This is a genomic window from Rothia sp. 27098_8_27, from assembly GCF_041432805.1.
GTDB classification, from domain to species: Bacteria; Actinomycetota; Actinomycetes; order Actinomycetales; family Micrococcaceae; genus Rothia; species Rothia mucilaginosa.
In genome coordinates, this window is sequence record NZ_JAPWAJ010000005.1 from 15610 (window position 1) to 35696 (window position 20087).

Genomic DNA, 20087 nt, shown 5'->3' on the forward strand with positions numbered 1-20087 from the left:
GAGGTGGGAGGGGACCCGAACCGTTAGCTACCGGTTAGCTACCGTCTAGCGGCCGGCCTGGTTAGCAACCTTCTCGGTGTAGCGGTAGATGAACGCCGCCATTGCGTCGCGGGCAATGGGGGTCACCGGGCGGTAGGTGCCGTCCGGCCAGCCGGTGCTGATGCCCTTCGAAGCCAGCCACGTGATTTCACGGTAGAACTGGTTATCGGTGGAAACATCGCTGAAGTGGCTGGTTGCGGGCAGATCCACGTGCGGGGAACCCGCTGCACGGTAGAAGAACGCAGCCATGGCGTCACGGTTCACCGGTGCGGAGGGGCGGAACGTGCCGTCCGAGTAGCCGGTGGTGATGCCCTGAGCCTTCATCCACTCAATCTCCTTGTAGAAGGGGTGCGTGGTGGGCACATCCTTGAAGCTCGGAGTGGAGGGGGCAGTGAACTGCGGGGAACCCTGCATGCGGTAGAAGAACGCCGCCATTGCGCCACGTTCCACGGACTCCAGCGGGCGGTAGGTGCCGTCCGGGTAGCCGGTGGTGATGCCGCGCTGAGCCAACCAAGAGATCTCGGTGTAGAACTGGTCGCCGCGCTTCACATCGCTAAAGCGGGACGGAGTAATGTACTCGGTCTGCTGCTCCTTGATGTTCAGCACCTCGGCGCGGTTGCCCTTGGCGCCGTTGGTGCCGGAGAGATCACCGGTGCCGTTGTGCAGGTGCAGCAGCAGTGCCTTGGCGGGGGTACCGGATTCGCCGAGCGCGGGGATTGCGTCAGCGGAGCGGTGCGCCGTCAGGGTGGTGGTGGAGGCATCCGGGTGGAGGCCAGCCACGGCGGAGGAGTCGCCGCTGAACCACAGCTTGGGGCTGAAGGGGCGGTACTTGATCCAGCCGGTTTCGCTGACGTTACCCCACTCGTACTGGGTGGTTGCGCTGACTCGGTACTGGATGTCCGGGTTGTTTGCGCTGGTCAGGCCCAGGTCCTTGAGGGGTGCACTCATGATGAGGGTGTTGGTGTCCATCATGTTGGTGTCCACATCACCCCAGGCACCGTTGAGCGGGTAGTAGCCGAGCTCGACGAGGTTGCCGTTCTTGTAGCCGTAGAGGCGAACCAGCGGGTAGTCCAGGCCCTTAGCGCGGTCGGTGACCAGCTTGTAGTCGGCGCGGTTGTTGCCGTCAGTGTCGATTTCTACGGTGAAGGTGTTCTCGTAGGAGACAACATCCCAGTTCGCCCAGGTGGAGATACCGAAGCGCAGGGTGCCGTCATCAGCGTTGCCGCCGGCTGCCTTCAGCGCGGGCGCATCCGAGGAAGCACCGACGTACTGCAGGTTCGCCTTAACGTTGCTGTTCAGCGACAGGGAGGTGGGAGCCACACGGTCCACGCTCGCACCGTACTCGAAAGCACCGAGCAGGGAGCGGTAGCCGCCCTGGTTGACCTCGGTGCCGCGCAGCGAGATCTGGGACTTGGTCCAGCCGGTGTCTGCCTTCTGAGCCTCCTCGCTGGAGGGCTTCTGGGTGAAGGTGACGGTGTCTTCGGCAGCGTGCATGGTGCTCACGGGCTTGGGTGCCACGTGAACGGGCAGGCGCAGTGCCTTGGTGCCGTCTTCGGTGAGGACGAGTCGGCCGGATGCGCTGGCAATGTACTGACGGTACTGTGCGGGAACGGTTTCGTTGCCGGTGTAGTAGTCAGTTGCGTTCTGGGTGGTGTCCATTGCTGCGTCGCGGGTCTTCTCCAGCTTGGACGGGTCGATGCGCACGGTGACTTCGAACTTCTTAGTTTCACCGGGTGCGAGGGTGACCGCGGAGGGGAAGGAGTATTCCACGCCGGGAATATTAGTGCTTTCAGCGTAGGACAGGGCGTAGGTGTGTGCCACGGAGTCGGTGTTCTCGACCGTCACCTCGCGGGTGAGGATCTGAACGCCAGCATCCGGTGCGTACTCGAGCACGCCGAAGCTCAGGGACACGGTGCCGCTCTTGTCAGCGTTGTAGACGAGGGACTTCGACTGCACGGCAGCGAGGGTGTCGACTCGTCCGGCGCCCACACGGTCCACCGCGTATGCGGCACCGGATTCGGTGCGCACATCGTGGGTTGCGGTGTTCATGAGGGCGGACTTGACCTGTGCGGGGGTGTAGGTCGGGTGGCTCTGCATGACCAGGGCAGCGGAGCCGGTTACGTAGGGTGCCGCCATGGAGGTGCCGCTGAAGGTCACGGAGTTGTTACCGGTCGCCACCGCCGCGGAGGTGATGTACGAGCCGGGTGCCGCAATGTCGGGCTTGGTGTAGCCGTAGCTGCCGTGGAAGCCGCGGGCACTCATGGGGTTCAGCTGATCCAGCTTATTGGTGTCCACGCGCAGGGAGGACTTCAGCTCGTTGCCGAGGCGCACGGTCAGGGGCTTGCCTGCCGCTTCTGCTGCGGTGATCTGTGCACGCAGGTCCTTAGCGGCGGATGCTGCCAGGCGGAAACCGGGCAGGGTATCGTTACCCGCGATGCCCAGGCCGGGCTCTTCGTCGTTGCCTGCAAGCAGCACGCCCTTGGCGCCTGCCGCCTCCAGGTTGTCGAAGCGCACCTTGGAGCCGCAGGCGAGCTCACCGTCGTCTTTAGCCCAGTCGATGAGCACCCACTTGCCCTTTACAGCTGCCGCTTCGTCGGCGCTGAGGGCGTTGCAGGCGTAGCGGTTGTTCTCGGAGATTGCGGTGAGTTCACCGGTGAATTCCTTGGTGCCCGCCTGTGCCCAGGGGTAGGAGACGCTGTAATCGCCGCGTACCTTGCGGGTGGTGCCGGTGGCGGGGTCGGTCAGCTCTGCCGCATCCACAGCACGGGTGGAGCCGTAGGCGTTAGCTACGGTGATTGCGCTGGCTGCGGTGGCGGGGTGACCGGAGTTGGAGTAGGTGTCGCCGCGCAGGCTGTAGTCGTTGGCGTTACCTGCGGAGATCACGGAGAGCACACCGGCGCGGGTGAGCGCGTCAACGGCGTAGGCTTCGGGGTCGTCCTGCGGGGAGAATTCGCCGCCCAGGGACATGTTGACGACGTTCACACGGTCGGAGAAGTCGCCGTCACCGTTGGGGTCGAGGGCACGGTCAAGCGCCTCAATAACGACGTTGGTGCTGCCGCTGCAACCGAAGACGCGGAAGGCGTAGATTTCAGCGTCGGGGGCGACGCCGGGGCCAATCTTCATGGTCTTGAGCTGCTCTGCAGTGAGCTTGCTGTAGTCGCCGGTGAAGGTCGTGCCGTCGGAGTTCACGCCGTAGCCTGCCGCGGTGCCCGCCACGTGGGTGCCGTGGCCGCCGGTGGTGCAGTCGAGCGGGTTGCCGTCGGGGGTTGCGGTGTTGGTGCCGTCGTAGGCGTCACCGACGAGGTCGTAGCCGCCAGCAACCTTGGTGCGGTTGATGAGTCCGGAGTCTCCGGAGGGCAGCTCGGTGAGCTTGGATGCCTTCTCGTAGTCTTCGAGCTTGCCGCTACCGCCGAAGTCGGTGTGGGTGTAGTCGATGCCGGAGTCGATGACGGCAATCTTCACGCCCTTGCCGGTGTATCCGCCTGCACCGGCGGGGTTGGTGGTGCCGGTCCAGGTGGCGAGGGAGCCTGCGTCAATAGCGGCGCCCGCGTTCTGGCGGTACTTGGGCAGGATGGGTGAGATTTTCTCTACGTCGGGGCGGTTGGCGAGTGCCTTGATGGACTCTGCGTCACCGCGCACTGCCACGCCGCGTACTGCGTTGTGGGTGGTGTAGAGGACCTGCGCGCCGGACTGGCTGCTGACTTGCTGTGCCTGGCTCTGCACCTGGGAGGCGATTGCCTGCACCTGTGAGCTGGTGTTGACGGGTGCCTGCACGCCGGCGCGTACGCCTGCGGGCTGGGTCTGTTCAAAGGCGCCCTTACCTTTGAAGCGGACGAAGGCGGTGACGGTGCCGCTGGCGTTCTTCATGCTTTCGCTGAGTACTTGCTTGACGGCGTCGGGGTCTTCCGCGGCATGGGCTGTGGTGCCCAGGGCTGCGAGGGGGCTCAGCGCCATGCTGAGGGTGAGTAGCCCGCTGCCGATTCGGCGTCGATGCGACCGGCCGCGGGGGTTTGGGGAGGCGGTGTGTTGCACGGTGCTCCTTTGCTTGGCTCCCGGGGTGTTTCTGGGAGGCTGGTGTGTTTTTCTGGTGGGTTCCAGCTGAGCTTGAACACACTAGATGTGAACTAGGATACACCTCAAAATGGCTTGTGAAGCGTTTATTACTTCTAAATGCATCAAATTGTGGACATGTTCGACCCTTTTCTTTTTCACGCTTTTCATTTGCACTCGGGTTCAGGTTCTTTTCAGGTTCGGTTGTTACTGTAAAACCATCTATTGAACATCTATCAAAAATGCTGGGATAGGGAGGGTCGAATCATGGTCAAGCGACGCGTTTCCACTGAGGATTCTGTTCTGCTGATGTCCTCCCAGGTTATTTACGGTCGCCCCGGCCCACGGTTGGAACGCATCCATAGGGGAGAGGTGCAGGGCATCCTCACAGAGTACAGCTCATCCGCCTGGCAGATTGGCGAGGTGGCAGGCTACGCCCCCATGGAGAAACCACCCGAAACCCTGGATATGAAGAGCCTTTTCACCGACTGGAGCGGCTTCACCTGGTATGTCCTGGGGCCGCTGCTTCGGATGGTGTTCTGGTCATCTTTCTTTATCGTGCTGATGAGCCCGATACTTTTCAGCCTGGGTTTCAGGGGAGTGGGCGAGGAAATGGCGATGATACTTGTCATTTTTTTGATTCCGCTCTTTTATTTCCCTCCGCTGATTTTGCTTGTGGGCTTTGTCGGCCTCGTCGCAGAAATCTGGTTGCTGCTCCTCTGCGCAGGAAAGTTTCTGAATGCTGTTGGGGATGCTGTCGAATCGACGCGCCTGCTCGTTAGGCAGCACAAGGTTCAGCAGGATTTTCAATTCCGGCTGGTGTACGAGTGCACCCCGACCACTGTTAGTTCACCCGCGGTATCACCGCATCACACTGCTGAGGAGGAATCATGACCACCGATAAGAACCAGCCCATCGACGACCAACCCGTTTCCCCTCATCAGCGTGTTTTGAAGATGGCACCGCAGGTGCATTACGGTCGCCCCAATTCGCAGCTGATGCGCATCCACGTGGATGATGTTCAGGGGACTCTCCTCAAGGAAGAATTACCGGAGGAGCACGGCGGCGAGCTGGTCGGGTACAGCCCCCTGCCGGTTCCTTACCGTAAGCCTGGCACTGGTAGACGCGTGGTGGAGGCGCTGGCGTACCTAGCATTGGCTATTGTGGCGGATCCTTTCGCCTATCTCTTGGGTGGTTCTATCCTGAGCGAAGAAACCCTGACAAATCTTTTTGTGGCGTCCTTCGGATTTGCGATGCTGAGCTTCGGCATTCTTCCGCTGGTGCTGTTCATCTTCTCCCTGGGCGCTGTCATCAATTTTCTTGCTGTGATGGTGAGTTCCATCTGGAGGCGTGGGGACGAGGAGAGGTTCACGTTCCGGTTAGTGTATGACTGCACCCCGTCCGAGAACCTGGATTCTGAGGCGCATCAGGAGGGTGACGATTCACCTCATCAGCTCATTGACCAGCCGGTGCTTGACGCTGGTACTCCGCCCACTTCGTTCCAGAAGAAGGAAGCGCGGTTTCTGTTCTTTGCCGTTTCCGTGCTGAACCCCTATATTGCGGCGGGGATTCTCTCCATTACGGGACTGTTCGGGGCGGGGCCACTGGTCGCAGCTCTCTTTGTGACGGTGAATCAGGTGAGCGCAGGACTCATGGGGATTCCCGGCATTATCTGGTGCATGGCGTGGATTCTGAGCCTTGTGCGGCTTATCGAAGCGGACGAGGCTTAAGCAGACCAGCCACTGGCTCAAAGAACAGCCGCGGGATTGAGCCCCCGCACACTGAACACACAATGTAGACAACACAGCAGACACATAACAGCAGACAAGCATTGGAGGAGGTTGCCGTGGCGGAGCATAGCGAAGCACCGAAAAACCCGCAGAACCCGACCGAGAAGAGCGATGGTAAGTATCAGCCCCTGTGGGATACGGATCAGCCCGCCCCCGATTACTCGGCTTTGCTGCTTCATGGAACGCCGGTTGCCGCGCCGACCGGGGAGATTCCCGAGCCGGTGAAGGAGGTCCTGGCGATACAGAAGGTTCGTTCTGCATCCGCGCCTGCCGATACGGTTACACCCGCCCTGACAGCGCCCAGTCCCGCTGTGCCCGATTCTGCAGCGCCCGCTCTGTCGGTTTCTGCTCCCGCACCCTCTGCGCAGGCTGCAAACTTTTTCCCGTCGGCGACAGGGCACCCGGTGCTGAACCGACCGCTGTACGGTCGCCCGGGCCCTACGATGCGCCGCATGTCCCCCATGGGCACGGATGCTGGCGCATCTGCACACCGGCAGGTGCCGACCGCTTTTCCTGCCTGGATGGATGAGAAAGTAGTCGGTACTCCGCGACCTATCGGGTATATCTCAGCAACCCCACTTGCGGGCAAGGTGCGCGGATCAGACCTGTGGCGTAAGGCCTGGCCTGAGCTCATCGCCCTCTTCTTTATCGGGGTGGTGTTTAACCCGCTCACCTATATCCTCTTAGCTGGTGATGCTGGCGGGCATCTCTTATACATCTTCTTGATACTTACCACAGTGACTTTCGGCCTTCCGCTGTTGCTGTGGGTTGGTGCGCTGACTTATACGCTGGTCCGAGTGAGCCTAAAGTACCGGGCGCTGAAGTGGGAGGCTATGCCTCTCGGGTCGTTCTGGTTCTACCTGGTGTATGACCGCCTGCCCAGGGATGCCGAGGAGATGCAGTGGATCCTGGGTGCGGCGTCTTCGATGTCTTCGGTGGCGCCAGCCCCTCAGCCGCCGAGTGCCCCGAGCCCTACCTCAAGCCCTGTTCCAAACTCAGCGGATGCATCGTAGCCGCCTTCCCGTGGGTCCCTGGATTCTTGTAGCGCTGAACCCCCGACAGTGTTAACACATGCGTGTTGGCGCTTGTCGGGGGCTTTTTCTCAGCTTTTATCGGGCAGGTTTCAAGGGACTGCCCAGCGCACGCTGGTACGGTGGTGCCGCTAGGAGTATGTCTGGTAAGCGAAGGAGACGACCATGGCAGACCGACTCACTGAAAAGAAGGAAGCTGCAAAGAAGGACGAGGCATACCAGCCCCTCTGGGACACCGACCAGTCCATCCCGGAATACATGGCGCTACTCATGGACCAGCAGACCTCAGAACAAGAAGACGCTGAGCTGCACGAAGCCTCCGACAGCGAAGACTCCGACGGTAGCAACGAACCGGAAGACGCATCAGAAGATGCTCACGAAAACGAAGTAGAAAACCACCCGGTAGCGCTCGCCTTCACTCAGTCCACCGGGCCCGCCCAGCCCACCCAGTCCACCGGGTCCGCCCAGCCTGTACTCTCTGCCCGTGAGCGGGCGCAGGCAATGCAGACTCAAACGATGCACGCCTACGGCGAGTACGTTCAGTTGGAATCCCTCGGTTTGAGCCCGGGCGCTATCCTGCCGGTCATCCCCGATCTGCTCTTCGGCACCCCCGACTCAAAACTCATCGAAATGCGCCTGCTCGACCGCTCCCACGACGAGTCCGCACCCATGCAGGCGTGCGCCGCCCACCTGAACCCGGTCAAGGTTGAGGAGAACCCCACCTCGCGGGCGGCAATGATCCAGCCGGTAGGCTACGTTCCCATCAATAATCCGTTTGCTGGCTCCAACATTGAAGAGATCGAGAGTCAGCGCACATTCTGGAAGACCGTGCTTATTGTCCTGCTGATACTGAACCCGTTTGTGCTGGTTCCTCTGGTGAGCATGTTCGATAGTAGTGCCGGCATGTCGATGCTGCTCTTCTTCATCACTATCGGTGTTGGATCATTGTTTGTGGTGCCGATCCTATGGATTATAGGTATTGTTCAGGCGGTGAAGCATAAGAACCGGCTGAGGGAACTCCTCCAGAAAATAGAGACGGCACATGTCGAGTTCTGGTACTACCTGGTGTACAACCGCCTGCCGGACGACTACACGGGTATCAACGGCTACACGAAAGAACAGAAGTAGTCCCCACACCGTATAACGACTGCCCCTCCACGCACGTAACACCGCGTGGAGGGGCAGGGCGTCTTTTTTGTGTCATATTCGGGTTTCTTTGTCTGTTGTCCGGCGAGGGTTAATATTCCATTTACTTTGCCTTGATAGGGTGAAACCATCACGAGCGTTGCGACTAAGCAGAGCGAGGCGGGCACCCGCCGAAAACGGCGAGTTAGCCTGCCGCCGCACCTCAACGATTAGCTGTATCCACTCATCGATAGATTAAGGAAAAGAACGATGTCCCAGAACCCGAACCCTGAACAGTACAACCAGTACTCCCAGCAGGCACCCTCCTACTCGCAGGCGCCGGGTCAGCAGCCCAACGGTTACGTAGTCTCCTCCAAGGACGACCAGAACATGGCGATGCTCGCGCACCTGGCTTCTGCGATTCTGTCTCTGCTGTCCTTCGCATCCGCAAGTATTCTCGCGCCGCTGGTCATGTGGTTCATCTACAAGGACAAGCCCGGTTACGGTTTCACTAAGGAAGCATCCCGCCGCGCGTTCAACTTCAACTTCTCCCTGTGGGTCATCAGCATGGCTTCCTGGCTGCTGATGGTGGTGTCTTTCGGCATCCTGGGCATCATCCTGTGGGTTGTCCCGCTGGTTGTGGCTATCCTGATGGTTATCTTCCACAGCCTGGCTGCTATGGCTGCGAACCGCGGTGAGCAGTACACCTACCCGATGACCTTCATCGAGATCATCAAGTAGTCTTCATAAGCTCATACCGGTAGCGCCCCCGTCCGAATATCGGATGGGGGCGTTGCCGTGCCCGGTGAGGCTCACCGGCACCGGATCCGGCACGCCTAAAGCCCCGTAACACGGGACTTAAAGGGGCGGGCACGGTATCATTAGAAGAGGTGTGCCTACCCGGATCATGAGGCGGTAGGTCGCCGCCGCGCCGTGAAATCCGGTGCGTATCTTCAAGGCTTTCAAGGAGCACAAAAATGTCAGCTGTCGTGATTGTGGGCGCCCAGTGGGGCGATGAGGGTAAGGGTAAGGCAACCGACCTGCTCGGCCCCCGCGTAGACTACGTGGTCAAGCCCAACGGCGGTAACAACGCCGGTCACACCGTGGTGGTGAACGGCCAGAAGTTTGAGCTGAAGCTGCTGCCCGCGGGTATTCTGAGTGATAACGCCGTCCCCGTGATTGGTAACGGCGTGGTTGTTAACCCCGAGGCTCTTTTCGCTGAGATTGACGGCCTTGAGGCCCGCGGCGCTGACACCTCCCGCCTGAAGATTTCCGCTAACGCACACCTGGTCGCACCCTACCACCAGACCATGGACAAGGTGACCGAGCGTTTCCTCGGCAAGCGCGCTATCGGCACCACCGGCCGCGGTATCGGCCCCGCCTACATGGATAAGGTTGGCCGCCTCGGCGTGCGTGTTCAGGACATCCTGGACGAGTCGATCCTGCGTCAGAAGGTTGAAGGCGCACTGCGCCAGAAGAACGAACTGCTGGTGAAGGTCTACAACCGCCGCCACGTTGAGGTTGACGAGATCGTCGAGTACTTCATGTCCTACGCTGAGCGTCTGAAGCCGATGATTGTAGACACCACCCAGCTGCTGAACAAGGCACTGGACGAGGGTAAGACCCTGCTGATGGAGGGCGGCCAGGCAACCTTCCTGGACGTTGACCACGGCACCTACCCGTTCGTGACCTCCTCCAACCCGACCTCCGGCGGCGCATGCGTCGGTTCGGGTGTGGGTCCGACCCGCATCTCCCGCGTGATCGGTATTCAGAAGGCGTACACCACCCGCGTGGGTGCTGGCCCCTTCCCGACCGAGCTGTTCGATGAGATGGGCGAGTTCCTGCGCACCACCGGCGGCGAGTTCGGCGTGAACACCGGCCGTCCGCGTCGTTGCGGCTGGTACGACGCCGTGCTGGCGCGTCAGGCTGTGCGCATCAACGGTTTCACCGACCTGTTCATCACCAAGCTGGACGTTCTGACCGGCCTGGAGAAGATCCCGGTCTGCGTGGCTTACGACGTTGACGGTGTGCGCCACGACGAGATGCCGATGACTCAGACCGAGTTCCACCACGCTAAGCCGATTTTCGAGTACTACGACGGCTGGACCGAGAACATTTCGGATGCGAAGAGCCTGGATGAGCTGCCCGAGAATGCCCGCAAGTACGTGCTGAAGCTGGAAGAGATTTCTGGCTGCCGTATCTCTGCGATTGGTGTGGGCCCGGACCGTGACCAGACCATCGTGGTCCGCGACCTCATCAACGAAGACTAAAAACTGACGCGAAGGACCCCTGGCGAGGCTTTAAGTGCCTCATCGGGGGTCCTTTTAGCTGCGATAATTTGTAACATACTGTCTTATTTAGGGCACTATTTTGAATTAGTGTCATTCTGACGTTGATAAATGCTTATAGTAATGAGTAGACTTTTCTGTAGTCAGGGTTAAATAATTATCTAATATGAGGTTTATCTTTAAATGAATAAATCCAAAAACCATAAATACGGATAAAATTTATTTTGCGTGAGTGATAAGATTAGATTATCCAAGATATACCGCATCGGTATACAGGATTTAAGTGCTAATGCGTCATAAAATACTTATGTGCTGGATGCATTTAATATTCTCACTCAACACGATTGGAGACAGCGATGTCTGCATTATCGCGCCGCTCAATGATTGCTGGCGCCGCATTGTCAGTTCCGTTTGCCTCAGCAATGGTATATGCTGATGCGCATGCTGATGAAGTTCAAGGTGGAATTACTCCGCAAAATCACACGAAAAACTACATTAATCTCCTGAGTAATCCGCAGGTGAAAGCTGATGGGTCTCAAGATTGTACTCAGGCCATTAATGATGCAGTAAGGACTTTGGCTTCAGCTGGAGGTGGAGCTCTAGAAATTCCTGCTGGAAAGTACAGGGTCAGTGCTCCTTTTATTCAGCTACTTGACCGGGTTGAAATCTTTGGGCATGGTAAGGCCACACAGATTATTGCTCATCCTGGCGGTGGCCTAGTGCAGAAGGACGAAGACGAAGCGGAGTGTGTTGGTGTTTTCCACGTTGGATCTTACCTTGTTGCTGGACCGGAAAAGCCAAAGCCAGGTGATAAGGGGGCCAATCAGTGGTTCTCTGAGGCCCCTATGCGTTTTGGGGTTCGTGATTTAGTTATTCGTACGAATGCTGATAATGTCCGTCTAAATCGGGATGACCCTTATAGTCGGGCTCGGCACACTCCCATTATGAAGGGTGTGGCGGGAGTTATTTTGCATACGTACTATGCAAATAAAAACTATCGGCCTGAGCCTGAAGCAGTTGCAACACTAGAGAACCTTGAAATCTGGGATACAGATATGGGAGTTGCTATTTTGGGTCTCCATGACCGTGCGATGAAGGTCCATGACATTCGCGTGCGTATGACATGGAGGCAGGGATTCCTTGTGGGTAAACCTATTGGTCATAAGGCAATTAATGTGGATGGTATCGGTGCAGCTGATAATAAGTTCAGTATGTTGGATGTATCCGATGCCAACAAGTGTGGCAGGAATTATGCCGGCATTGAGGTCTACGCTTCGCAGTGTAAGTTTTCACAGTCAACGAGTTGGTATAACCACCGGTATTCGTCTGGAGAATCGCTGTATCAGTCGCGCCAGGAGGGGAAGCCACATTACGCATATGCAGGTAAGGCTGGTGCAGGCTGGTATGTTGCGGCAAGCCGTAATATGTTTATCGGATGCACTGCTCAAGAAAATGGGGGTCATGGCTGGGTAAGTGATTTTGAGCGTAATATCTTTGATGGTTGCATTGGCGAATCGTCCAGCTACTTCGATACAGTTCATGGTCAAGCTCAAAATAATCAAGCAGCCAATTGGTACATTAGCAATTGGTCGCATGAATGTAAGTTCATCGCTCCACGTTCCGATAATCCTCATAAGGTAGGTGATGGTGCTGTAAAAGCGGAGAAAGATGTACGTGCTGCACGGTGGGGCTTCTACTTTGAGCAAAATTGTAGGGATATTGTGGTAGCTGGTGGTGATGTCTATGATGAGCATCGTAAGAAGCATCCAGATAATTACCCATGGAAATTTCACTTTGGCCCGTGGCGTGCAGGGTATATGGATGTCACAATTAATAACTTTGTCATGCGGTATGGAATGCATGACATTGAAGAAGAATCCAAGAAAAACCGGAAATATTTTGACAAAAATTCTAATTACAGTCGCGGTATTTATGAATCTAATTCTGTGGAATTTTAAATAAACATTTGGGGCTCTATATCAATATCATTATTGATATAGAGCCCCAAAATATTCTATAAGATTCCCATCAAATCCAATCTGTAGAGGGTATATAGAATATCTGAAAAAGTAACTTCATCATTATCGATATACCCACAGCTCATGTTTGGTGAACCATACCAGCTACGTGCCTTGTGCATGTCGCTATTTTCTTTAACGCAATGTGCGTATTCTTCGGGGATGGGGGTAAGGTTGACCGTCGGCTTACCGTGCATTCGATAAAGGAAAATGAGCGCAGTATCAATGTACGCGGTGGCGTCGTAATGGAACTTTCCGTCTCCCCATCCGCTGCTGATACCTTCACGAGTAGCCCAGATAGCAATAGGGTAGTGCGGGTCATTGACCGAGATATCGCTGTACGGTGAAGTAGCAGGAAGGTCCTTAACCACGGGCCTGCCCTTCACATGGTACAGAAACTCAAGAAGCTGCCCACGAGTCATCGCAGGCTGGGGAGCATTCTTATTCTTCTGAAGATAAAGACGGCGGCCGTGAGTAATAAGTCCAGTGCACTCCGCCCAAGCGATCACCTTATCCTGATAATCACCCGGGGTATTGTACTCAGACTCATTAATGCAGGTGACTTCCAGTTCATCACCCGGAAAAGGAGAAAAAGTCTTAGGGTGTAATTGCGCCGCAGAAGCAGGCGCCACCGCAGACAACAAGAGAGAGGCAGCGGCAAAAGTACACGCCGCCCCCTTCACAAACGGTTTCAACAGCATCGTTGACTCCTCAAAAGAAAATAGTGGTTGGTTCTAAGACAATCACAGTCTTATTAACTAGAAGTTTAGACTTTATTAGTTCTCAAGGGAAGGTTGAAACTCTATAACCCCCAGATATCTTAAAAAGAAAATCCAAGACTCACCACAACACCCCAGCCTCCAGCGCCTCCGAACCTGCACATGTGACCAGGCGGGGCGTGTGCCGTATGCTGGAAAGAGCGCCCACACACGTGGCGCCAAAGCGTTCAGAGGAGGAGAACGATGACCTACATTACCGGAGCCATCTACCCCAGCGGCGACCGCATCCGCATAGGCGCACCCGAAGAAGAAACCCTCAACGCCTACCAGCAGCCCAACACCGCCGTAGCCCTCGGATACGCCAACCCCGACATCCACGAACTACACGCCCTGCAAAAAACCTTCAACCTGCACGAACTCGCCATCGAAGACGCCGGACGAGGCCACCAGCGCGCCAAACTAGAACGATACGGCGACTCCCTCTTCACCGTCATCCGCCCCGCCATCTACCTCGACAAAGAAGAAGAAGTGCGCCTCAGCGAACTGCACCTCTTCACCGGCCCCCGCTACACCCTCGCACTCGTCCGCGACGAACAACGTAGCAACCAGCGCATCAACGACCAGTTCAACCTGCTCTACGCCACCCCCGATGCATCCCCCGCCCGACTGCTGCACCGCATCCTCGACAGCACCGTCGACGGGTACGCACCCGTGCTCGATGGCCTCGAAAACGACAGCGACGAAATCGAAGACATCCTCTTCTCCCACAGCGAGCGGCGCGACGCCAACTCCCTCGCACGGCGCATCTACGAACTGCTCAACCAGGTCATCGACTTCCAGCGTGCCTGCCGACCCCTCGAATCCATGATCGGCCGCATCATCGAAGGGATGCGCACCGGCGCGCTTGACCCCTCACCCTACCCGGGCGTATCCGACGAAGAAAAGAACGAAGAAGCGGTCGAACTCGCCCGGCAATTCCGCAACGTGCTCGACCACGTAACCCAAACAAAAGAACGCCTCGAAGACCTTCGCAGCTCCCTCGAAAACGCACTGCGCGTGCACGACACCCTGCTCGGTCAGCAGCAGAACGACGACACCAAGAAAATCTCCGCCTACGCGGCACTGCTCATGGTGCCCACCATCGTTGGCTCCGTGTACGGCATGAACTTTGAGGTCATGCCCGAACTCAAATGGGAGTTCGGCTACCCCGCCGCGCTGCTACTCATGGTGGGTTCCTGCCTGCTTCTCTACTGGTTCTTCAAGAAGAACAAATGGCTCTGATATGCGCGTATGCCGCATAAGGCATACACGATATACCTTATGCGGCGCGGTCGTACTGGGCACGCATCGCGCGGCGGCAATCACGACGCTCACGCTTGAACTTCTTACACACAGCCTCCGAATCGGCAAACATGTAGAAGTCCTCCGGCTCAGCCGACAAACCCAAAGTCGACAGCTCAACCAGCGACAGCATCGCGTAGAACATCTCACGGCGCAGCTCAAAATTGCAGGCACCCGGAGCGGACTCCACCGCGAACACGCCGCCGGTGCACTCTAGCGCGCGCATTGCCCAGTGCTGAGTCCACAGGTCACCATTGACCGGGCTCACGCCCAGGCGAGTCAGCGCCAGGCCGGTGCCCTGCACACGCTCAAAGCGCAGGCACATCTCCAGGTCCTTCTCCAGGGGGAACACGAACAGCAGAGCGTTCTGCGCCGCCGCACGCAGCTCAGCCAGGTTCGCCTCGTAACCGGAAGCACCCTGAGTCAGGTGACGCATTACGCGGCCCATCGTCGAAGACGCCGGTGCGGTGCGGAAGCACGAACCGTCAGCCACCAGCTGCTCCAGAACGCCGCGGAGTTCCTCCACGTTGAACCGCTCCATGCGGACGATGGTGCCCGCCTGCATCAGCAGGTTGAACTCTGCATCACGGCACAGCTGCTCATCGGCGGTGCAGGAAATCTCTGCGTGTGCGTACTGGCTCTCGTGAGTGGTGTTTTCCATGACCGTTCCTTCCGTAGATGCTGAATCAACCTAGCGGCAACACCGCAGGAGACGGCGTGCCCGGTCGGAAGGATCGTCCCTTCCAACACCTACACTCTATGAGCGACCCCTGACACGATAAGCAGTTTTTAATCAACCCCGGGGTAAAACTGGGAAAATTCCGAAAAATTCTGAAGCCGCCCGCGAAACCCAGTGAAACCGCCCGCGAAGCCCCGTGAAACAGAGAAAACCGGGTGCCCCCACAGTGGGGAACACCCGGTCACTCATACGGAGTAAGACGGCGCAACTAGCGCTGACGGTACAGCAACCACAGCATATACACGCCACCCAACGCGCCCGTCACCAGGCCCACCGGAATCTGGAACGGCGCCAACGCACGAGCCGACACAAAATCAGCCAGCACCAAAATTACCGAACCCAGCAACGCCGAATGCCACATCGCCATACCCGGAGTGTTCCACAGGCGGCGCGCAATCTGCGGGGCAACCAGCGCCAAGAAACCAATCGGGCCGGCAACAGAAATCGCCACAGCCACCAGGAGTACGGCGGCCGCCACCAGCATGTTCACGGTCCTCTTCACCGGCAGACCCAAACCCGCTGCCAAATCGTCGCCGAGCTCCAAGACGCGCAGGCGATGCGTCAGCATCAGCACCAGCGGAATAGCCACCAGCAACAGCACCGCCTGCACCGACATCTGGTTCCATGAGAGGGCATTCAGCGAACCGTGCTGCCAGGTCTTCGCCGCCTCCGCCTTCTCCAAATCACCGCGCGTAATCAGGTAATCATTTACGGAACTGAGCATCGCACTCACCGCAATACCAATCAGCACCATCTTCTGACCCATCGTCGCGCCACCGCGCACACCCGCCAGAAGCATCACCACAGCCGCCGTCGCAAAACCGCCAATAATAGCGCCCATGCCCATACCCACGCCGGTAGAACTCAACGACCCAATCAGCACCACAGACAGGGCACCGGTCGCCGAACCCACCGTGAAACCGATAATATCCGGCGAACCCAGAGCATTACGCGAAACCGACTGAAAAATAGCGCCCGACAAGCCCAAAGCCGCACCCACCACCACGGCGGCAAGCATACGCGGCAGACGCTGATTCAACACCAGCTGACGCTCAATCTCCGTGCCCTCACCCTGAAAAATCAGGCGAAACACCTGATCAGGGCTCATCTGATAACTACCAAACACCAGGGAGGCGACCGCCGCCACCACGAGCACCGCCACCACCAGCAGGGTACGCGGAATAGGGGTGCGGTAACGCCCAGGGATACGCACAGACCCGGCAACAACAGACCCGGCTACAGAACGAGACACAACGCTCACAATAAAACCTCTCAGAAACCGGGACCTACGAACCAGATACGCCAGTCGAACCAGACGAACCACCCACAACAGGGCGGTGAGCACGATGCGCACCGTGCTCCGACACGTGAGCCGGGCCCGCCTCGTCGTGCGCCTGCGCCTTCGAACCCAAGCGGCTCTTCTTCGCACCGCGCGCACCGGCACTCAAACGCAGCACCAGAACCATCAGCACCGGGGCACCAATAAAGGCGGTCACAATACCCACCTCAAGCTCACTGGGCATGACCAGAACGCGACCCAAAATATCGGAGGCAAGCACCAACACCGGGCCGTACACCAGCGACAGCGGCAGCACGCGTGCAATATCGGAACCCACCAGCAGGCGAACCACATGCGGCACGACCAGACCCACAAAACCAATTGGGCCCGCAACCGCAGTCGCCGCACCACACAGCGCCATGATTGCAATAATCGTCGCGCCACGCACCATCGTCACCGGCACGCCCAAGCCGGCTGCCGCATCCTCACCGAGTGCCAGGGCACGCAGAGGACCGATTAGCATGAACGACAGCACCATACCCAATGCCACAAAGGGCAGCGCCGAGAGAACCTGCTCAAAGGTGCGGTTCTCCAGCGAACCCACCACCCAGAAACGGTGCGAATCAAAAGCCTTCGAATTAAACATCGTGATAATGCCGGTAATCGTGCCCAGGCAGGCATTCACCGCCACACCCGTCAGCACCAGACGCGCCGTCGAATCCAGGTTCGGTTTAGAATCCACCAGGCCCATGACGAACACCAGCGCCGCCGCCAGACCCGAACCGGCCAGCGCCAGCCAGAGCTGAACGAACGGGGACGACACCCCAAAAACGCCCACACCGACCACCACGGAGGCGGCAGCACCCGAGTTCACACCCAGCAGACCCGGCTCAGCCAGCGGGTTACGGCTCAACGCCTGCATGAGCACACCCGACACCGCCAACGCGGCACCCACCAGCAACGCCGCGGCGGTACGCGGGGCACGCTTCGCCCAAATCAGCTTCGACTCGATGGTGTTCGCCTCCGGGTGGAGGAAACCGTCAATCGAGCGGTCCAGGGTGAACAGGCGCGAACCCACCGTAAACGACAGGGCGCAAAGCAGCACCAGCAGAACGCCGCCAATAATGAGCGCAACCGCCAGACGCGAGATAGACTTGCCGCCCTGACCGCCCGAGGAGGCGCCAGATACGGCGTCCGAAGAAGCGGAGAGGGCACGAATTTTCGCCAGGGAGGCAGCGCTGACGGTGGAGCCTTCGCTGACGGCGGGTCCGGAAGGGGTGGTGGTCTGTGGGGTCATATGCCTTGGAGGTGGTGGGGGAGCGGTGCGCTCCCGTGCGGACGGAGGATGCTTAACGTATCAATAGATGAGTATTAAGTATCGCATATGCATATATGAGGTTATCCTAATAAAATGGCAAATATGACGAACAAGATCACCCGCCGCTCCTTCGGCGCACTCGCACTCGGTTCCTTCGGTGCCCTCGCCCTGGCGGCATGCGGCTCCTCCAACACTTCCGGCTCTTCCTCCGCGTCTGCTTCTGCGACCGGTAAGAAGGTGGCACCCTCCGCCCTGCCCTCCGGCATGGGCACCACCGTTGTTGACGGCGAATTCCCCCGCACCGTCAAGCACTTCCGCGGTGAAACCACCATCAAATCCGCACCCTCCAAGGTCGTGATTCTCTCCACCGGTCAGCTCGACGGCGTGCTCTCCCTGGGCATCGTACCCGTCGGCGCGGCAACTGCCGGTGACGCCGACCTGGTCCCCACCTACCTGAAGACCAAGTTCTCCGATAAGTCCGCAGAGCTCGACAAGATTGCCAAGGTCGGCAAGCGCACCGACCCGGACGTTGAGGCCATCGCAAACCTCAAGCCCGACCTGATCCTTATCAACAACACCAACAAGAAGGACGAGCTGTACGAGTCCCTCGCCAAGATCGCGCCGACCGTGGTCACCGAGGGCACCGGCATCAACTGGAAGCAGGACTTCCTGCTGATTGCCGCCGCGCTGGGCACCACCGAGAAGGCTGAGAAGCTCATGGAGGAGTACAACACCAAGGCGAAGTCGGTCGGTCAGAAGACCGGCAGCGAGAAGACTTTCTCCTTCCTGTACGCTTCCGCTGACCGCACCCGCATCTTCGCGAAGTCCTCGTTTGTGGGCTCCATCTGCGCGGATGCGTCCCTGGCACGTCCCGCAGCTGCGCAGGTTGAGAAGACCTCCATCGACCTGAGCTCCGAGCAGCTTGACCAGGCTGATGGCGACTACCTGTTCTACGGTGTGCAGGGCGGCGACGAGTCCAAGCTGACCGGTGAGGCACTGTGGAGCACCCTCAAGGCTGTTACCGAGAAGCACGCGCACAGCGTGGATGCTGACATGTTCTTCCTGAACGCTGGCCCGGCTGCCGCGCTCGGTGTTCTGGAGACCATCGAGAAGGCGCTCTAAGCCTTTCGTCATCTCGTGTAGAGAGTCGTGAGAGACTCACCGGAAAGCCCCGTCTACTTACCCCGCGCGCATATTGTGCGAGGGTGAGGAGGCGGGGCTTTCTGCACGCTCTGCACCAGCGTTTCTGCCCGCCGGATGCACGGGTGACCTGCACGGGTGACCGAAACCGGTGCGCGCCCGCCCGAAATAGGGTCTAATGGGGGTAGAAGGCGCCGCGGTACCGTTGCCTCACGCCTTCACACGGAACATTTCACACCGATTAATTCACCGACGAAACGAGTACATCATGCCGATGAATAACCCCTCCGAAGAGACCCTGGCGCAGGCACGCAGCGTCATTGACGCGCTCAACGAGCGTGGCGCTCGCAAGCAGGCGATTCGCCTGAAGGTAAGCCGCCCCGATGCGCCGCTGCCGCAGACCGCCTCCAAGTTTGGTGGCCGCCCGTACCTGCCTGCTGGCGAATCCGCACCGACTAATGAGAAGGGCGAACCGCTGGGCATGATTGCGCAGATTAACTGCGCCGACCTGCCCGAGAATGACCTGTACCCGGCGACCGGTATGCTGCAGTTCTGGATTAACCCGAACGATGAAGAGTGCTTGTGGGGTTACGACTACGAGAACCCTCTTTCGCAGAAGAATCACCGTGTTGTCTACTACGAGACGCTGGATGAACCGAACCCGGATGTGCAGTTCCCGGTTCCATTCCCGACCATCGACTGGGGTGATTACGGCTGGCCTCTGGGACCTGAGGGCATGGATGTTTCTGAGGCAACCACCGAGTACGCACTTGCCTTCGAGACCTGGGAGCAGGGCTTCCTGGACGGCGGCTACGAAATCTACGACCAGTTCGCTGACGCCTGGGACGAGATGTACCCGGACCAGAAGCTCCCCGAAGAGCCGAACGCACGCGATGACGCCTCCTACAACCTGCTGGAACCCTTCGAATCGGAGGAGAGGGATTACTCGCATATCGGCGGCTACCCCTCGTTCGTGCAGGAGGACCCGCGCGACGAGTTTGAGGAGCTGCGCGGCCACACGGTGAACCTGCTGACCATCGAGTCGGAGTGGGGCGAGGACGCTGAGGAGGGCGTGTACGTGATGTGGGGTGATGCCGGCGCGGCGAACTGGCTGATTACTCCGGAGGCGCTTGCCGCCCGCGATTTCTCGCAGGTCGTCTTTGAGTGGGCTTGCGGCTAGGCACCGTACTACTTTCACATCATCAATGAG

General features: G+C 58.5%; 15 protein-coding genes. 10 read left to right on the top strand and 5 right to left on the bottom strand.

The features are described 5' to 3' along the window. Positions 1 to 45 precede the first annotated feature (45 nt). The gene (locus O3675_RS06520; RefSeq protein WP_371571765.1) at positions 46 to 3993 is read right to left on the bottom strand and encodes a S8 family serine peptidase; all 3948 of its coding nucleotides are present in this window, start codon (positions 3991 to 3993) and stop codon (positions 46 to 48) included. A gap of 363 nt (positions 3994 to 4356) precedes the next feature. Between O3675_RS06520 and O3675_RS06525 the strand changes: the two genes are divergently transcribed. The 7 genes from O3675_RS06525 to O3675_RS06555 all read left to right on the top strand — a co-directional run bounded on the left by O3675_RS06525 (position 4357) and on the right by O3675_RS06555 (position 12281). After that, the gene (locus O3675_RS06525; RefSeq protein ID WP_371571634.1) at positions 4357 to 4983 is read left to right on the top strand and encodes a hypothetical protein; all 627 of its coding nucleotides are present in this window, start codon (positions 4357 to 4359) and stop codon (positions 4981 to 4983) included. Then, positions 4980 to 5819 carry a type VI secretion protein gene (locus O3675_RS06530; protein ID WP_371571635.1) on the top strand — a complete coding sequence of 280 codons (840 nt, stop codon included), beginning with the start codon at positions 4980 to 4982 and terminating at the stop codon, positions 5817 to 5819. The genes O3675_RS06525 and O3675_RS06530 overlap by 4 nt, the downstream gene beginning before the upstream one ends. 116 nt (positions 5820 to 5935) lie before the next feature. Next, positions 5936 to 6892 (top strand): hypothetical protein, encoded by a 957-nt coding sequence (locus tag O3675_RS06535; protein WP_371571637.1) that lies wholly within the window; start codon positions 5936 to 5938, stop codon positions 6890 to 6892. Positions 6893 to 7075: 183 nt separating this feature from the next. Then, entirely contained in the window at positions 7076 to 8038 is a 963-nt protein-coding gene (locus O3675_RS06540; RefSeq protein WP_371571639.1) for a pyruvate ferredoxin oxidoreductase, read from the top strand. A 267-nt stretch (positions 8039 to 8305) separates the two neighbouring features. After that, a complete protein-coding gene (locus tag O3675_RS06545) occupies positions 8306 to 8776 on the top strand; it encodes a DUF4870 domain-containing protein (protein WP_371571641.1) in 471 nt (156 codons plus the stop codon). 236 nt (positions 8777 to 9012) lie between these two features. Continuing rightward, positions 9013 to 10305: an adenylosuccinate synthase gene (locus O3675_RS06550; protein ID WP_049327414.1), complete on the top strand. Its 1293-nt coding sequence runs from the start codon at positions 9013 to 9015 to the stop codon at positions 10303 to 10305. 374 nt (positions 10306 to 10679) lie between these two features. Beyond that, on the top strand, positions 10680 to 12281 hold the full coding sequence (locus tag O3675_RS06555) for a glycosyl hydrolase family 28-related protein (RefSeq protein WP_070675297.1): 1602 nt from the start codon (positions 10680 to 10682) through the stop codon (positions 12279 to 12281). A 56-nt stretch (positions 12282 to 12337) separates the two neighbouring features. Here O3675_RS06555 and O3675_RS06560 read toward each other — a convergent pair whose 3' ends face one another. Then, on the bottom strand, positions 12338 to 13042 hold the full coding sequence (locus O3675_RS06560; RefSeq protein WP_070675301.1) for an S-layer homology domain-containing protein: 705 nt from the start codon (positions 13040 to 13042) through the stop codon (positions 12338 to 12340). Positions 13043 to 13303: 261 nt separating this feature from the next. Here O3675_RS06560 and O3675_RS06565 point away from each other — a divergent pair, with 261 nt between their 5' ends. Further along, the gene (locus O3675_RS06565; protein ID WP_298700675.1) at positions 13304 to 14341 is read left to right on the top strand and encodes a magnesium and cobalt transport protein CorA; all 1038 of its coding nucleotides are present in this window, start codon (positions 13304 to 13306) and stop codon (positions 14339 to 14341) included. Between the two features lie 37 nt (positions 14342 to 14378). Here O3675_RS06565 and O3675_RS06570 read toward each other — a convergent pair whose 3' ends face one another. The 3 genes from O3675_RS06570 to O3675_RS06580 all read right to left on the bottom strand — a co-directional run bounded on the left by O3675_RS06570 (position 14379) and on the right by O3675_RS06580 (position 17716). After that, positions 14379 to 15062: an integrase gene (locus tag O3675_RS06570; RefSeq protein WP_371571643.1), complete on the bottom strand. Its 684-nt coding sequence runs from the start codon at positions 15060 to 15062 to the stop codon at positions 14379 to 14381. A 286-nt stretch (positions 15063 to 15348) separates the two neighbouring features. Beyond that, positions 15349 to 16401 (bottom strand): iron chelate uptake ABC transporter family permease subunit, encoded by a 1053-nt coding sequence (locus tag O3675_RS06575; RefSeq protein WP_049340173.1) that lies wholly within the window; start codon positions 16399 to 16401, stop codon positions 15349 to 15351. A gap of 25 nt (positions 16402 to 16426) precedes the next feature. After that, positions 16427 to 17716 (bottom strand): FecCD family ABC transporter permease, encoded by a 1290-nt coding sequence (locus tag O3675_RS06580; protein ID WP_371571645.1) that lies wholly within the window; start codon positions 17714 to 17716, stop codon positions 16427 to 16429. A 123-nt stretch (positions 17717 to 17839) separates the two neighbouring features. Between O3675_RS06580 and O3675_RS06585 the strand changes: the two genes are divergently transcribed. Further along, positions 17840 to 18859 carry an ABC transporter substrate-binding protein gene (locus tag O3675_RS06585; RefSeq protein ID WP_371571647.1) on the top strand — a complete coding sequence of 340 codons (1020 nt, stop codon included), beginning with the start codon at positions 17840 to 17842 and terminating at the stop codon, positions 18857 to 18859. 286 nt (positions 18860 to 19145) lie between these two features. Next, the gene (locus tag O3675_RS06590; RefSeq protein ID WP_371571649.1) at positions 19146 to 20057 is read left to right on the top strand and encodes a YwqG family protein; all 912 of its coding nucleotides are present in this window, start codon (positions 19146 to 19148) and stop codon (positions 20055 to 20057) included. Positions 20058 to 20087: the final 30 nt, after the last annotated feature.